Origin of the sequence: Natronolimnohabitans innermongolicus JCM 12255 (genome assembly GCF_000337215.1) — an archaeon.
Taxonomy (GTDB): domain Archaea; phylum Halobacteriota; class Halobacteria; order Halobacteriales; family Natrialbaceae; genus Natronolimnohabitans; species Natronolimnohabitans innermongolicus.
Window position 1 is genome coordinate 83932 of the sequence record NZ_AOHZ01000061.1, and the last position, 14820, is coordinate 98751.

Here is a 14820-nt window from a genome sequence, read left to right on the forward strand (position 1 = left end):
TTCGGCGATCAGAACGGCACGTCGTCGGAGATGTGGCGGTTCGTCCCCTCCGAGAGGCCGTCGAAGCCCGTACTGACTGCGACGGTGTCGATCGCCTCGACGTCCCGCGGGAGTCGCTGTTTGATCGCTTCCGTCGTCATCGAACTGACGCCGCAGCCGTCGCAGGCGCCGCTCAGCGTGATCGCGACGTGGCCCTCCTCCAGATCGACTTCGGTGATCGAGGAGTCGCCGCCGTGGGCCTGGATCTGCGGGAAGTTCCGCTGGAGGAACAGCGATACCTCCTCTCGGACCGCGTCTTCCTGCTCGTCGGTGGACTGGGCGGACTCGCTCATGTGCGGGACAAGGGAGTGGACGGATATATCTCTGTTCACCGCGGGGGCGCTACCCAAGGCGATCCCCTCGAGCGGTTACCCCCGCATCTCGGCGTCGACGGCGGTCCGCACGGCGCGAGCCACGCCGATCATCGCGACGTAGGTGCCGGCGAGGATCAACGCGAGTAACAAGAAGACCGCGATGCCGATCGCGCCGACGGTCGGTCCCGACAGCAGCGGCGAGAGGAGTCGGTAACCGAAGACGACGATCGAGACGCCCGCCGCGACGAAGATCGACGATCGCCAGTAGGCTCCGTACTCCTCGGGTGACAGTTCCATCGTCCGACGCATCGGTCGCGACCCTCAAAAGCGCTCCTCCCGGCGTCGGTGGTTCCCCGCGCTCGAGTGTGAACGAATCCCGTATCCCGTCGCTGCCGCCGCCAGCGAGACGACCGCTGGTTGACAGGAATACGACCGGTCGCGGAGGCAGTACGTTTTTTATGGTGTGACTGGCTACGGAAGGACGATGGCCCTTCGATGTTCGCTGCTCGGACACGACTACGGCGAGGCCGAAGTCGAACGCGAGCGCGAAGAACGGGGCAGCGAAGTCGTCGTGACCGTACAGGAGTACGAGGAGTGTGCCCGCTGTGGCGACCGCCACGTCATCAGCGAGAACACGGAAGTAACGAGTATCTCCGCCGAGACGGCCGCCGACTCCCTCCCCAACGACACCGGACTCGAGACCGAACCGCGCGACAGCGACGCTGTCGAGCCACCGACCGCCGACGGCGCCCCCGCCGCGACCGAGGTCGACTACGACGAGGGCGACGTCGGGACCGGCGTCGACACCGGCACCGACGCCGCGTTCGCCGACTCGGACGACGAAGCGACGGACGAGCCCGACATTCCGACCGACGAGAACGGCGACCCGATCACCGACGATGGCGAAATTCTCGAGGACGACGACGGCGACGAACCGGTCGATCGCGACCGCGACCACGGCGAGTGGCCCGACTCAGACGACGTCGGACCGCCGGTCGGCGCCGAGAACGAACCCGCCGGGTGGCCCGACTCCGAGTCCGGAGCCGACGTCGACGCCGGTGCGACTGGGAACGACGTCGACGACGCGGATACCGAGTTCGTCGACGCGGACAGCGACGCGGAGTTCATCGACGCCGACGACGGTGACGAGCCGGTCACCGACGATGCAGTCGTCCTCGAGGACGATTCCGGTGGGGCGCCCGAATCCGGGGCAGCCGCGGATGCCAGAGCCGGGACGGCGACGTCGATCGGCGCCGAGTCGGACCAGCACTCGACCGGTGCGGACCCACAGGCGACCGCCGAGAGCGACGACGCCGCGGGAACGGGAATCGAACGAGCCGGATCCGCCCCCGCGCCCGGCCAACACGACGGGCCGCGCGACGACACGCCCAGCGAGTTCTACTGTCCGCGCTGTGAGTTCGTCGCGACCGGCGACCGCGGCTCGCTTCGCGCCGGCGACATCTGTCCCGACTGCCGGAAAGGGTATCTCGGCAAACGAGAGCGTCGCTGAGACGGTCCGTCGCATCGACTTGGGGACGATCGCGACCGTTTTTCGGTTCGACGGTGAAGACCCACAGCGGTCAGTTCTCGAACACTCTCAACGCCGACCTCGAGCCGTCTGTCGGCTGCGTACGACGATGGCTATGAAAAGAGGTAAACACTCCCCCGTGTATCTCCAAGCCATGAAGGAGTACAAGATGCGCCGCGGTGAGTATCTCGAGGAGCGAATCCCTGATATGGAGTCGACGGTCGAAGACTACTTCGGCCCGATTACCGATACGGAGGAGTTCAAGGGAAGCGATCTCTTCGTCATCGGCGAGCCCGACAACCCCGTCTTCGAAAAGGTCGTCGTCGGGACCGTCGAGTACTCCGGCAAGAAGGACAAACTCGCCGTCGAGTTCTTCGAACGCGATCCGACCGAGCTCGGCCCCGACGAACTCGAGGCCGCCGCGGACGCCGTCGACGCGAAAAACGACTTCCTGCTCGAGGCGACGGGTCGAGACGCCAAGGCCCGCCGCGATTCGTTGAAACGCTCCGTCGAAGACGATCCGGACCACGACTTCTAACGCATTCGCGTCGCACCGTTTCGTCGATATCCGCTCGGCAGCGACCAGCTCGCGTCTGTTTTCGACTCGAGAGCGGCGCCATCGTCTCGCGTCCCGCTCGAGTCCGTCTCACCGCGATCCCACTTCGAGTGCGATCGACGACGGCAACGCGACGAGCGACCGCAACGCCGGCGTGACGCCGGTGGTGCCGTCACTCGCGTTCGTCGCGGTGTTCGTGGACGGACATCAGTCCGGCGCCCGAACTTCGGGAAACGATGTCGGCGATATCGCCGACTTCGACCTCGTTGAAGTCGTCGCGGAGGAACGTCGTAATGTCGCAGTCGCCGCCCCCGTTCGGCTCGCAGACTCGAATTCGGTAGCCGACGATTTCGTGGTTGGCGTCCAGCCGATCGTGGAGTTCCTCGGAGATACTAAGCGGCTCGTCCGGATCGAGGTACTCCTCGAGGTCCCGATGGTACTCCTCGGTGATCGATCCGCTGTCGGGATCGTACCGTCGGACCGCCGCTTCGAACGGTTCGCCGTCCCACGGATGGATCCGGACGGCCTTCTCGACGACCTTGACGCGGTCGGCGAACCCGAGCCGATTCGCACACCCCGCTATCAGAACCGATAGCGTCGCGCCGAGGAACGCGCGTCGTTTCACTACACGAGCATTACGTGGACGATACACCTGTACTTTTTCCCGCCGGCAGTTTCGTCAGCGATTAACAGATCGGTTTTCGGGAGAGTCCAGCCTGAACGCATATATTGTCATGAATTAGATATTAGACTGTTGGCAGTGTTTTTCGTGCTATGGGGAAGCATATCAATCGACGGCGCGTCATCGCGATCGCTGGGAGCGCTGGAGTCGTCTCGGTTGCAGGCTGTATCGGCGAGGACGCCGAGGAAGGACCCGACGAAGAAGACAACGGTGACCTCGAGGAGGCCGAACCCGAAGAAGGGGGCGAGGTGCTTGCCCTCCACGCCGGCGGAACCGAGGGAACGTACTATCCGTTGGGCGGCGACATGAAGTCCATCGTCGAGGCGCACACGCCCCACGGGATTCAGGTGCAGTCGACGGGCGCAAGCGTCGAGAACGCCGCCAGCCTCGGGCGGGAAGAGGCGGAACTCGCGTTGATCCAGAACGACATCGCCTACTTCGCCCACAACGGGGTCGAACTCGAGGAGTTCGAGGACCAGCCACAGGAGAACATCCGCGGGATCGCCTCGCTCTACCCGGAGACGATCCACATGGTCACGCAGGAAGACTCCGACATCGAGTCCGTCGAGGACCTCGAGGGCGCCTCGGTCAACACCGGCGACCTGGGAAGCGGCACGCAGGTCAACGCCCTGCAGATCCTCGAGTCCGCGGGGATCGACGACTTCAGCGAATCGAACACCGACTTCGGGACGGCGGCAGACCAGATCGCCGACGGCGACGTCGACGCCGCCATCACCGTCGGCGGCTACCCGCTCGGCGCCATCGAGGACCTCGCGACGACCCAGGACATCTCCTTCGTCGAAGTCGACGGCGACGTCCGCGAGCAGTTGCTCGAGGACGCGGAGTGGCTGGCCGAGGACACCATCCCCGGGGGGACCTACGACGGGGTCGAAGACGACGTCGAGACGATCTCGGTGCAGGCGATGCTCGCGACCTACGAGGCGATGGACGAGGCCGTCATCGAGGAGGTCACGGCGGCCATGTTCGACAACGTCGACGACTTCACGACCCAGTCCGAGTACATCGACCTCGAGACCGCACAGGAGGCGATGCCGATCGACCTCCACGCTGGCGCGCAGGCGTACTTCGACGACGTCGACGAGGCGGAGCCCGACGAGGACGAAGACGAGGACGCCGAAAACGGCGACGAGGACGACGAAGACATGGAGAACGGCGACGAGGACGCCGAAAACGGCGAAGACGAGGAGAACGGCGACGCGGACGACGAATAGCGCGATCCGACTCGAGCGACCGGAGCCACCGGTCGCGCCACTCCGCACCGACCGCTGATTCACCACCGTGGTATCACTCACCAGACGCCGACTCGTCGCCTCCGCCTTCGCGGCGTTCGGAGCGACCGCCGTCGCGGCCACGGCCGCGAGAAGCGACGAGCTGCTGGTCGTCGCGGACGCCGAGACGGGCGAACGCCTGCTCGAGGTTCCCGTCGAGCAGGGCCAGGAGGTGACGCTCGCCTACACGCACAGCGTCGAGCGAACGCCGGTCGAGGACGTCTACGTCGTCGACGGGGACGAACTCCGGGCCGATCGGTCGGTGTTTCGCTCCTTCGGGGCCGGCCTCCCCGTCGACGATATCGAGCGAACGGACGACGGCTACGTCGCCGACGGCGACGGATCGTACGACGAACTGTCCGTTTCGCCGGGCGATATCGCCGGTCATGAACTCGTCGTCGGCGACGACCGCTACGACCTCGTCGCCGCCGCCGACGGTCGGGTCGTGCTGTTCGTGACCGATCGGTCCGCGACGGCGGGACTCGAGCGCGTCGCCGGCCCGCCGAGAGACACCACGGAGCGAACCACTAGAACCGACTGACGCGAGCTATGAGCACCGATACCGACGACGCGGACGAACTCACCGAGGACGAGCAACAGGAGCTCATGGAGGAGGTCCAGCGCCGCCGCACCCACCGCGGACTGGCGGTCGCGATCGTCGCCGCGATCGCCATCGCCTTCTCGGCGTTCCAGATCTGGATCGCCGCCCGCGGGCGCACCTTCGGCGCGACGCTGCCGGTCGTCGGCGAGTTCGAACTCGTCGCGCTCCAGCAGCTACAGGTCAACGCGATCCACGTGGCGTTCGCGCTGGTGCTGGCGTTCTTGCTCTTCCCGACGAGTCGCGGCGACGGCTTCGTCGCTCGGCGACTCGGTCGAATCGAACCGGCCGTCAGGAGCCGACTCGGCGACGAACACCCCCTCACTCGAGCGACCGCGATCGTCGCCCGCGGCTTCCGGTGGGCGTTCCTCGATCCCGATATGAACCGGATCGCGCCGGTCGACGTCCTCCTGGCCGTTCTCGCGACGATGCCGGCGTACTACATCGCGACCAACTTCGAGGAGATCCGCCAGATCTCGGTCCAACGGTTCGAGGGGACGCAGGCGCTCCACGACGTCTTCCCGCTGCTCGAACCGCTCGTCGTCGGCCTCGCCGCGGTCGGCGTGCCGATCGACGAGGCCTCCGCGGCGTTCGTTCTGGGCGTCATGGGAATGCTGTTGGTCCTCGAGGCGACCCGCCGGTCGCTCGGCTTGCTCCTCGCCTCGCTGGTCGGGCTGTTCATCGTCTACGCCCGCTGGGGCTACCACATCCCCCGCGACTCGACGATCGGCGCGCTGGCCATCCAGCCCGATACGTGGGACAACATCGTCTACAACCTCTGGTACACCGTCGAGGCGGGCGTCCACAGCCAGCCGGTCTCCGTCAGCGTCCGCTTTATCTTCATCTTCATCCTCTTCGGCGCGTTCCTCGAGATGAGCGGCGCGGGCAGGTGGTTCATCGACCTCGCCTACTCGGCGACCGGCACCCGCGAGGGCGGTCCGGCGAAGGCGAGCGTCGTCTCGAGTGGCTTCATGGGCATGCTCAGCGGCTCCTCGATCGCCAACACGGTGACGACGGGCGCGTTCACGATCCCGCTGATGAAGCGGTCGGGCTACTCCCCGGAGTTCTCGGGGGCCGTCGAGTCCTCGTCGTCCTCGGGCGGCCAGATGCTGCCGCCCGTGATGGGCGCCGCGGCGTTCCTCATCGTCGAGTTCACTGGGACGCCGTACGCCGACGTGATCATCGCCGCCACGCTGCCCGCCATCGCCTTCTTCTTCGGCATGTGGGTGATGGTCCACTTCGAGGCCGTCCGGGGCGGCATCGGCGGGCTCTCGCGAACGCAACTGCCGAGCATTCCGGCCGCGCTGCGACGGGGCTGGTTCTACCTGATTCCGGTCGTCTTGTTGCTGTACTACCTGGTCGTCGCCCGGCTCTCGATCAACCGCGCCGGCTGGCTGACGATCGTCGCGGTGATCGCCCTGCTCGCGGTCATCGCTGCCTACGACGAGCGGACCCGACTCCCGCTGTTCGCCACGATCGCCGCCGTTGCGATCCTCCAGGCCTGGTCGTACGCGACCGTCGGCGGCGGACTCGCCGACGCGATACGGGCGTTCGCCGGCCTCGAGGCGGCCGGAACCGGGCTGGCGCCGAGCGCCGCCGTGTCGGCCACACTCGGCGACCTCGCGCTGATCGCCACGCTCGTCAGCGTCGCCTTCATCCTCCTGCGTCCGCGGGCCGAGGCGCCGCTGCTCGAGTTCGACCCCGCGGTCGACGAGGCGGCCGACCGGAGCGCCGACGCGATCGGTCGCCCCTCGCTGTCGAAAAACCGGGCCTACCGGTTCGGCGCGTTCGTCTTGCGATCGATGGACGCCGGGGCCCGCACCGCGACGACGGTCGTCGTCGCCGTCGCCGCCGCCGGCGTCGTCCCGGGCGTCATCAGCGTCACCGGCCTCGGCCCGAACCTGGCCGCGCTCATCAGCGACGTCAGCGGCGAGTCGATGCTGGTCCTGTTGACGCTGACCGGCGTCGCCTCGATCATCTTCGGGATGGGGATGCCGACGACGGCGATGTACATCATCCTGATCGCGATGCTCGAGGCCCCGCTCGTCGAGGCCGGCGTCATGGTGCTGGCCGCTCACCTGTTCGTCCTCTACTGGGGGCTGATGGCCGACGTCACGCCGCCGGTCGCCGTCGCCGCCTTCGCCGGGGCCGGCGTCGCGAAGGCCGACGAGATGAAGACCGCGGTGATCGCGTTTACCCTCTCGCTGAACAAGGTCCTCGTGCCGTTCGCGTTCGTCTTCTCGCCGGGCATCCTGTTGTTCCGGCAGGTCGACGGCGAGTGGTCGCTGATCGGCTGGGCCGACGTCGCGGACCTCGGGTACTTCGTCCCCGACGTGGTGATCCCCGTCGTCGGTATGTTCCTCGGAGTGTACGCGCTGGGCGTGACCATCATCGGTTACCAGTACGCGCGCGTCGGTCAGGTGCGCCGGGCGCTGTACTCGGTGGCCTCGATCTTTCTGATGGTTCCCGAGGTCCCCCTCCTCGTAGTCGAGGCGGTCCTCGCGCTCTTCGGAATCCCCTCCGCGCTGACCGTCTTCCAGGTCACCTTCCCGCTGCGGCTCGTCGGGCTGGCGATGCTCGTCGGCCTCTCCTACGAAAATCGGACGAGAGCTCCCGAAGACGTCGACGAACGCGACGATCCCGACGAACCCGCCGCGGCGACACCCGGCGACGTCTGAGCCGGACGGCGCCTCGAGATCACAGCGAGCGACTCGCCTCGTCGATCTCGGTCCGAACCGCCGCGCTTCGAAACGGCTATTGGGATCACGTCGAATCGCTCACACACGATGGATCTCACCGCGTTCCTCCTCGCGACGCTGGTCGCCCACATCGGGCTCGCGATCTTCGTCACCGCCCATGCCGCGCTCACCGGCGAAGACGCGGGCAACTGGCCCTACATCACGCTCGCGCTCGGACTGGCCGGCGTCGCCGGCTACTTCTTCTACGACGAGTGGCAGTAGCGCGGTGTCGTCGTCAGGCGGTCGAGAAGTGAAAACGGCCTCCACGACTGAAAACAGCCTCCGTATCGAACCTACCGAGCCGATCGACCGTCCCAACCGAACCGAGCCGCCGGGAACCGCGATCAGGCCAGGAAGACGTGTCGCGGCCGGTCCTCGAGGACGTCGCGACCGAACTCGACGGCCTCGGAGAAGGCGTCGCTGCGGAAAAACTGCATGGCGTCCTCGCGGGAGTCCCAGCGGCTGGCGATGAACATGTCGTTTTCGTCTTCGCGGTTGATCAGCAGGTCCGTCTTCCGGTGGCCGTCCATGTCGGCCAGCAGGGCGCCGGCGTCGTCGAAGGTGTCCGTAAAGTCCTCGCGGTGGTCGGGCTTGACGGTGTAGAACATCCCCATCGTGCCCCAGGAGTCGTCGTCATCGTCGCCGGCCTGGCGGACGACGTCCGGTAGATCCGCGAGGAAGCCCGCGGCCGTGTTGGCGGCGCGTTCGGTCTCCCAGAGGCTGACGACCGCGGCCTCGCTGTCGTCGTCTCGCGGTCCGTAGACGGCCGTCTTCACGTGCGTATCGTAGTGGTCGAAGTTCTGGCGCAGGCCGTCGACTTCCTCGAACAGTTCGTCGGTGTCGGCCGCCGAGTAGAGGACGACCGCGTGAACGTCCTCGCCGTGTGGCTGGCCGGCGTAGACGTCCATGTCGGCGAGTTCGCTGCGGATGTCCGTCTCGTCGTCGCCGTCATCGCCGTGCGGACCGCCGGAGCCGTGGTGGCCGCCGCCGCTCGAGTCCCCGCCGTGGGGATGCCCGCCGCTTTCACCGCTCGCGTGGGGATGCCCACCGGAGCCACCCTCCTGTGGCACGGGCTCGCCGTCGAGATACGCGCCGAGGTTCTCGGGCGGGAACCGCCGCGCCGAGAGGAACCGACCGAACTCGGCGAAGCGCGAACTCGAGGGGTCGAAGCGCATCTCGTAGAGCAGTTCCTTGACGTCGGTCGGATCGTCGCCGAAGAGGGTGATCCCCCACTCGAAGTCGTCGAGTCCGAGGCTGCCGGAGATGATCTGGGTAACCCGACCGGCGTAGCCCTTGCCGATCTCGCCGTGGTTGGCGAGGTAGTCGGCGCGCTCGTCGAAGGGCAGTTCGTACCAGTTGTGGTCGGGACCGCGCCGTTTGCTCATCGGGTAGAAGCTCAGGAAGTCGGCGTCCGGAATGTCCGGCTTGAGCCGCGACTCGATGTAGCGTTTCATCCCGGCGTCTTCCATCTCCGCGTCGTCGTCGAAAAAGTCCTGAGACATGTAGCCCGACACCTCGGTGACGGAGAGGTAGGAGTCGGCGCGCTCGGTGAACTCCGCGAGCGCGGTCCCCTCGAACCGCCGCTCGAGCGTGTCGAGGTGCTCGAGGGTCGGCCGCAGGTGCAAGAACAGGAGGTCCGCCTTGTGGCCGAGAACGGAGTACGTTGCCGACCCGCCCTCGTCGGCGTCGGCGACGCTCTCGGCGGCGGTCAGGTAGTCGATGCCCTCCTCGATTGCCCGCTCGCGACGCCGCTGTGGCGCGTCGCGCCAGGCGTCCCAGTCGATCGACCGGAAGTCGTGCAGGACGTACCAGCCCTCTTCGGTCTGTGGCGGCTGCCGTCGTTCCATGTGCGCGGGTTGGGACGGCGACGCTAAGAAGGACAGGGTTTCGATCCGCGATCGAATGACCGTCCAGTCACAGTCGTGTCCGCGTCCGCGTCCATCGGCGGAGCGACCCGACCGACGCCGGGGCTCGAGGCGCGGCCGAAGCCAGCCGAAACCCTTTACGTCCGCCCGATCAAGTGACGGCTCACATGCGGAAAAGCGGGCCGCCGAAGGGGCTTATCGCCTACCTCGTCCTCGAGTTGCTCGAGGAAAAGCCCCGATACGGCTACGAGATCTTAAAGGAGATCGGAGCGTTAAGCGGCGGTCACTGGGAGCCTTCCTACGGCTCCGTCTACCCTATTCTCTACAAGTTCGAAGAGGAGGGCTGGGCCGAACGGATCGAGCGAGAGGACGAGCCCGACCGGAAGTACTTCGAACTCACCGACGCGGGTCGGGAGGAACTCGCCGACCGCCGCGAGAGCTGCACCGAGAAGGCGCGCGACTTTGCTGACGTCATTCTCGGCTACTTCCACGTCTACGCGGCGTTCTCGACGGACGAGCGCTTCGACATTCCCGACCACGACGGCGAGTGGCAGTTCGACGAGGCGTTCAGCGAGTGGATCGTCGAACAGGTCGCCCGCCACCACGAGCGGTACTTCGAGACGACGTTCGAGCGACTCGAGGCGACGCCCGAGGAGTTCGACGCCCGCCACGGGATCGGCCGTGCGAGCGGAACGGACGACGCACGCGACCGAGAAGGAGAGCGAGATCAGGAGCGAGAAGACAGTGCGGCCGAATCCTAAACTGCGCCGGTCGGAGCGTTGGTCAGACGACGAACGGCATGATCAACACGACGAGGAAGCTGACGAGCATCGCCAGTCCCACGGTGGTCGTCACCGTCCGAACGTGGCCCCGCGTCGTCTCGAATGGGAGGCGGGAGACGACCGCCTCGGTGCTCGTGCGCAAGATATGGCCGCCGTCTAGCGGGAACGCCGGAATGCAGTTGAACAGCCCGAGCTGGACGTTGATCCAGCCGGTCCAGAACAGGATGTTCGCGGCGAAAAAGACCGTGCTGTCGCCGAGCATCGCCAGCGTTCCCTGCACCTCGTAGAAGTTCTGTACGCCGCCGGTAAAGCCGGCGAAGTTGAACGGCAACGCCCCGACGACGCCGATCACCGGAAGCGCGATCGCCAGCGCGGTCTTTCCGATGAACGAGTCGGCCAGCGCGCCGAAGCCGCTGTCGCCGTCGCCGCCGAGTATCGCCAGGTACTGCTCTGCGGGGTACAGCTGCACGCCGAGGTCGGCGACCTCGAAGCCGGACGTCCCCGGATTGATGAGCACGCCGAGGAAGCCGGTATCGTCCCGCGGATGCTCGTCGAGCGTCACGTCGTACTCCTGGCGGTCGTCGTCGTCGCCGACGTAGCCCGCGACGGTGACCGTCTGGTCGGGTTCGGTCTCGCCGAGCACCGACTCGAGGTCGGCCGACGACTGGACGCGCTCGCCGTCGAGTTCGGTGATGACGAACGGATCGTCGAGCGACCCGGTCGCCGCCTCGAGCGGTCCGTCCTCGGAGACGTCGGCGGCGGCTCCGATCGGCACCTCGCGTTCGTCCGTCTCGCCGTTGACGTCGACCGTCAGCGTGACGCGTTCGGCGTCGCCGACGGCGTTCTGAAAGCCGTCCTCGCTGGCGATCCGCTCGCCGTCGACGGCGGTGATCGTGTCCCCGGCCGCCAGGTCGCCGGGACCGTCTTCGATCGCCGCGGTGACCAACAGCGACCGATCGACGGTGGTGGTCTCTTCCTCGTTGAGTTCGATCTCGACGGTGTCACCGGATGCGGCCTCGAGGGCCGCGTCGAGTTCGTCGTTCGTTTCGATCGGCTCGCCGTCGACGGCGGTGATGCGATCGTTGGGTTCGATTCCGGCGGTCTCGGCCGACGAGTCGGGAGCGACGCCGCCGACGGCGGCGCCCGAGGCGACGGCGACCGAGCCGGCTATCGGACCGAACAGCAGGGCGAAGACGATGATCGTGATTGCGAAGTTGTTCGTCACGCCCGCGGCGAACATCCGCGTCTGCCCGCCCCGGGAGGCTTCCTTGCTCCCCTCCTGATCGGGTTCGACGAACGCGCCGATGGGGATCACCGCGAGCATCGCGACGCCCATCGATCTGATTTCGATATCCTCGACGCGACAGAGGAGTCCGTGTCCGCCCTCGTGGACGACCAGGCCGACGATCAGGCCGGCGACGATACCGGGCGTCGCCGACAGCGGGAGGAAGTCGTTGACGCCGGGAAACGGAACGACGTTTCGGGGCTGCTGGACGCCGCCCGTCGGCTGTGGCGACGTGAGCACGGAGATGCCCGCGAGGAGGAGGACGACGAACATCGTCGCCATCACGACGACGGCGATGCCGACGCCGACGTTCGCCCACGCACGCCAGAAGCGTTTGGGGCCCGACAGCCAGTCGAGAAAGTCCCGTCCGCGGGTGGTGTGGAAGGTCAAAATCGGTCCCTGCGTGCCGACGTAGGAGGGGAGGAGATCGGCGTTCCGGAGCGCGATGATCGCGACCCAGTAGGCCAGCAACCCGATGACGACCCACGTCAGCGTCTCCGAACCGTAGAGTTCGGGGACCGAGACGACAGCCGGGAAACCGTAATCCATTGCTCCTATCTCCGGGAGGGGCTCTCAAATGGCTTTTGTCTGTCTCGCTCACCTGATCGGTGACCGGCCGCGAGGTCAGTAACGGCGATACCGCCCTCGGCCCTGCCGTCAGCGCTCGCGTCGCAACCGCGTGACGACGAACTCGCGGTCGACCTTCGCGAGGAACGGACCGAGCTTCGGTCCCTGCTCCTCGTCGAAGAACAGGCGGTAGCCGGCGCCGAAGAAGTCGCCGACGTCGACGTCGTGACGCCTGGCGGTCTCGTAGATCTCGCCCTGCAGTTCCTCGGGATCGATCTCGTCGCTCGACTCGACGAAGTCGGCGAGTTCCTCGAGTGCGTCCTCGGTGGCCGCGTCGAAGTCGTGGGCGGGAATCTCGGTGCGCTTGAGTTCGTAGTCGAACTCGTTTTCGGTCCGTCGCGCCCAGTTGCGGGCCTGTTCGACGCGCGCCAGCGCCCCCTCGACGGCCCACTCGGGGGCGTCGTCCGGAACGTGTCCTTCGCGTCGAGCGATCTCCTCGCGGAGGTCGGGATCGTCGGTCATGCCGAGGACCGCGGCGAAGGTGTACGGAAGCCGGATGCGCTCTTCGCGCGGTTCCTCGACGAGCAGCGGGTAGACTCGTTCGGCGAACGCCTCCTCGTCTTCGTCGGCCTCGATCTCGTCGAAGTAGATCGCCTCGAGGCGGTCGAACTCGTCGACCAGTTGGTCGAGGCGCTCGATGCTGAAGTCCCGCGCCTTCGAGGGGTCCTTCGCGAAGAAGTACCGCAGGACCTCGGGCTCTAACAGCTCGAGGACGTCCGAGACGAGGATGACGTTCCCCGCCGACGAGGAGAAGGGCTCGCCCTCGAGGGTGAACCACTCGTAGACCAGCGGAACGGGCGGCTCGATCTCGAGGACGTTGCGCGCGACGTCGTCGCCGCTCGGCCAGGAGCCCTCGGCGTGGTCCTTGCCGAAGGGCTCGAAGTCGACGCCCAGCACCTGCCACTGGGCGGGCCACTCGAAGCGCCAGGGGAGTTTCCCCTCGCGCAGGGTGGCGGTCCCCTCGTGGCCGCAGCCGTCGATCGTCTGGTCGCCGGCGTCCATGTCCGTACAGCGGTAGTCGACGGTCGCCGGCTCGCTCTCTAGATCCACGCTCGTCACGGTCTCCGTGATCTTGCCACACTCCTCGCAGATCGGGTTGAACGGGACGTAGTCGCCGTCGGCGTCGACCGTGTCCTGGTACTCGGAGAGCACTTCGCGTGCGCGCTCTCGGTTTTCGAGGACGTACTTCGTCACGTCCTCGAACGCGCCGCGCTCGTAGAGGTCGGTGTTCGAGACGAGGTCGATCGGGACGTCGACGGCGTCGGCGCTGTCCGCGATGATCGTCGAGAAGTGATCGCCATAAGAGTCACAGCAGCCGAAGGGATCCGGAATGTCAGTGTACGGGGCGCCGAGGTTGCGTCCGAGTGCGCCCGCGTCGACCTCGCCTAAGTCGACGAGGTTCCCATCTAAGTCACAGAGCGTCCGCGGGAGTCCGCGCAGCGGGTCGCGGTCGTCGGTGGTGAACACCTGCCGGACCTCGTGACCCCGCTCGCGCAGCACCTCGGCGACGTAGTAGCCGCGCATGATCTCGTTGACGTTGCCCAGGTGGGGGACGCCCGACGGCGAGATACCGCCCTTGACGACGATCGGTTCGTCGCCCCCCCGCTCGGCCACGCGCTCCTCGACGCGGTCCGCGACGGTATCCGCCCAGAACGCGTGTCGCTCGTCGTCGACCTCGTGCTGGAGCGTGTACGGGCTGCTCTCGTCGCTCATTGCTCGTCAGCGGCCCAGTAGGTCGGTTCCTCGCCCGCCCCCTCGGGGATCACGTCGGTCCCCTCGTGGTCGCCGTGGCGGACGGCGCGAGCGATCCGGTCCGGATCGGTGCCGTCGAGAACGATCGTCCGCATTCCCGAGCGCTGGATGATCTTCGCCGCCAGCAGGTCGACCGGGGCCGAGGCGCCGGCGTTCATCTCGAGGCCGGCGATGGCGTCGACCAGATCGGTCGCGGAGAGTTCGTCGTACTTGGTCGCATCGTCAGTTTCGTTCGGGTCGGCGCTGTAGACGCCGGGAACGCTCGTCGCGTAGACGAGCAGGTCGGCGTCGATGTACTCCGCGAGCGCGGCGCCGACGGCGTCCGTGGTCTGGGCCGGCGCGACGCCGCCCATGACACAGATGTCGTCGCGGCGCAGCGACTCGCTTGCTTTCTCGTAATCTCGGGCCGGCGCGGTGACCGACTCCTCGCCGAGCGCGGCGATGAGCAGCCGTGCGTTCAGTCGCGTGACGTCGATCCCCAGCTGATCGAGTTCGATCTCGTTTGCCCCCAGATCGCGCGCGGCGCCGATGTACTCGCGAGCGACGCCGCCGCCCCCGACGACGGCACCGATACGACAGCCGTCCGCGGCGAGGTCTTCGACGACGGCCGCGTGCTCTGCCACCCGATCCGCACCCGGCTCGGGGACGAGTACGCTTCCGCCGATAGAAACGACCACTTTCATGCTACAGCGGTCTAACCGGGTTGCTATCTTAAGGGTTGCCAACTCCGGGCCAGCGCGCCTGTTTCCCACCAGCACGCGAACA

At 66.9% G+C, this 14820-nt stretch carries 14 protein-coding genes; 7 read left to right on the forward strand and 7 right to left on the reverse strand.

The annotated features are described in order from the left end of the window. Nucleotides 1–8: 8 nt before the first annotated feature. Together C493_RS13205 and C493_RS13210 are read right to left on the reverse strand one after the other, a co-directional pair. Nucleotides 9–332 (reverse strand): NifU family protein, encoded by a 324-nt coding sequence (locus C493_RS13205; protein WP_007259950.1) that lies wholly within the window; start codon nucleotides 330–332, stop codon nucleotides 9–11. Between the two features lie 75 nt (nucleotides 333–407). Beyond that, the gene (locus C493_RS13210; RefSeq protein ID WP_007259951.1) at nucleotides 408–650 is read right to left on the reverse strand and encodes a hypothetical protein; all 243 of its coding nucleotides are present in this window, start codon (nucleotides 648–650) and stop codon (nucleotides 408–410) included. Nucleotides 651–837: 187 nt separating this feature from the next. On the opposite strand from C493_RS13210, the gene C493_RS13215 reads away from it, so the two are divergent. Continuing rightward, a complete protein-coding gene (locus C493_RS13215) occupies nucleotides 838–1863 on the forward strand; it encodes a DUF7093 family protein (RefSeq protein WP_007259952.1) in 1026 nt (341 codons plus the stop codon). Between the two features lie 172 nt (nucleotides 1864–2035). After that, nucleotides 2036–2419: a DUF5611 family protein gene (locus tag C493_RS13220; RefSeq protein WP_007259953.1), complete on the forward strand. Its 384-nt coding sequence runs from the start codon at nucleotides 2036–2038 to the stop codon at nucleotides 2417–2419. 190 nt (nucleotides 2420–2609) lie between these two features. Here C493_RS13220 and C493_RS13225 read toward each other — a convergent pair whose 3' ends face one another. After that, nucleotides 2610–3062, reverse strand: coding sequence for a hypothetical protein (locus tag C493_RS13225; protein ID WP_007259954.1), 453 nt, complete (start codon nucleotides 3060–3062; stop codon nucleotides 2610–2612). A 149-nt stretch (nucleotides 3063–3211) separates the two neighbouring features. Here C493_RS13225 and C493_RS13230 point away from each other — a divergent pair, with 149 nt between their 5' ends. From C493_RS13230 to C493_RS23455, 4 genes are all read left to right on the forward strand, one after another. Beyond that, on the forward strand, nucleotides 3212–4351 hold the full coding sequence (locus C493_RS13230; protein WP_007259955.1) for a TAXI family TRAP transporter solute-binding subunit: 1140 nt from the start codon (nucleotides 3212–3214) through the stop codon (nucleotides 4349–4351). Nucleotides 4352–4418: 67 nt separating this feature from the next. Continuing rightward, complete coding sequence (locus tag C493_RS13235) at nucleotides 4419–4949, forward strand: DUF1850 domain-containing protein (protein WP_007259956.1); 531 nt, start codon at nucleotides 4419–4421, stop codon at nucleotides 4947–4949. 8 nt (nucleotides 4950–4957) lie between these two features. Further along, nucleotides 4958–7684: a TRAP transporter permease gene (locus tag C493_RS13240; RefSeq protein WP_007259957.1), complete on the forward strand. Its 2727-nt coding sequence runs from the start codon at nucleotides 4958–4960 to the stop codon at nucleotides 7682–7684. Nucleotides 7685–7792: 108 nt separating this feature from the next. Further along, nucleotides 7793–7966 carry a hypothetical protein gene (locus C493_RS23455; RefSeq protein WP_007259958.1) on the forward strand — a complete coding sequence of 58 codons (174 nt, stop codon included), beginning with the start codon at nucleotides 7793–7795 and terminating at the stop codon, nucleotides 7964–7966. Between the two features lie 122 nt (nucleotides 7967–8088). Here the strand turns inward: C493_RS23455 and C493_RS13245 are convergent, their stop codons facing one another. Next, a complete protein-coding gene (locus tag C493_RS13245) occupies nucleotides 8089–9591 on the reverse strand; it encodes a heme-binding protein (RefSeq protein ID WP_007259959.1) in 1503 nt (500 codons plus the stop codon). Between the two features lie 185 nt (nucleotides 9592–9776). On the opposite strand from C493_RS13245, the gene C493_RS13250 reads away from it, so the two are divergent. Next, nucleotides 9777–10370, forward strand: a complete 594-nt coding sequence (locus C493_RS13250; protein ID WP_007259960.1) for a PadR family transcriptional regulator — start codon at nucleotides 9777–9779, stop codon at nucleotides 10368–10370. 22 nt (nucleotides 10371–10392) lie between these two features. On the opposite strand, the gene C493_RS13255 is transcribed toward C493_RS13250, so the two are convergent. From C493_RS13255 to pyrH, 3 genes are all read right to left on the reverse strand, one after another. After that, nucleotides 10393–12225, reverse strand: a complete 1833-nt coding sequence (locus C493_RS13255) for a site-2 protease family protein (RefSeq protein WP_007259961.1) — start codon at nucleotides 12223–12225, stop codon at nucleotides 10393–10395. 108 nt (nucleotides 12226–12333) lie between these two features. After that, nucleotides 12334–14016 carry a lysine--tRNA ligase gene (lysS, locus tag C493_RS13260; protein ID WP_007259962.1) on the reverse strand — a complete coding sequence of 561 codons (1683 nt, stop codon included), beginning with the start codon at nucleotides 14014–14016 and terminating at the stop codon, nucleotides 12334–12336. Then, nucleotides 14013–14738 (reverse strand): UMP kinase, encoded by a 726-nt coding sequence (pyrH, locus tag C493_RS13265; RefSeq protein WP_007259963.1) that lies wholly within the window; start codon nucleotides 14736–14738, stop codon nucleotides 14013–14015. Before pyrH ends, lysS begins: the two co-directional genes overlap by 4 nt. Between the last annotated feature and the right edge of the window lie 82 nt (nucleotides 14739–14820).

Coding starts and splice junctions, on each gene's coding strand:
- C493_RS13205 (WP_007259950.1), bottom strand. CDS start 332: ATGAGCGAGTCCGCCCAGTCCACCGACGAGCAGGAAGACGCGGTCCGA.
- C493_RS13210 (WP_007259951.1), bottom strand. CDS start 650: ATGGAACTGTCACCCGAGGAGTACGGAGCCTACTGGCGATCGTCGATC.
- C493_RS13215 (WP_007259952.1), top strand. CDS start 838: ATGGCCCTTCGATGTTCGCTGCTCGGACACGACTACGGCGAGGCCGAA.
- C493_RS13220 (WP_007259953.1), top strand. CDS start 2,036: ATGAAGGAGTACAAGATGCGCCGCGGTGAGTATCTCGAGGAGCGAATC.
- C493_RS13230 (WP_007259955.1), top strand. CDS start 3,212: ATGGGGAAGCATATCAATCGACGGCGCGTCATCGCGATCGCTGGGAGC.
- C493_RS13240 (WP_007259957.1), top strand. CDS start 4,958: ATGAGCACCGATACCGACGACGCGGACGAACTCACCGAGGACGAGCAA.
- C493_RS23455 (WP_007259958.1), top strand. CDS start 7,793: ATGGATCTCACCGCGTTCCTCCTCGCGACGCTGGTCGCCCACATCGGG.
- C493_RS13245 (WP_007259959.1), bottom strand. CDS start 9,591: ATGGAACGACGGCAGCCGCCACAGACCGAAGAGGGCTGGTACGTCCTG.
- C493_RS13250 (WP_007259960.1), top strand. CDS start 9,777: ATGCGGAAAAGCGGGCCGCCGAAGGGGCTTATCGCCTACCTCGTCCTC.
- C493_RS13255 (WP_007259961.1), bottom strand. CDS start 12,225: ATGGATTACGGTTTCCCGGCTGTCGTCTCGGTCCCCGAACTCTACGGT.
- lysS (WP_007259962.1), bottom strand. CDS start 14,016: ATGAGCGACGAGAGCAGCCCGTACACGCTCCAGCACGAGGTCGACGAC.
- pyrH (WP_007259963.1), bottom strand. CDS start 14,738: ATGAAAGTGGTCGTTTCTATCGGCGGAAGCGTACTCGTCCCCGAGCCG.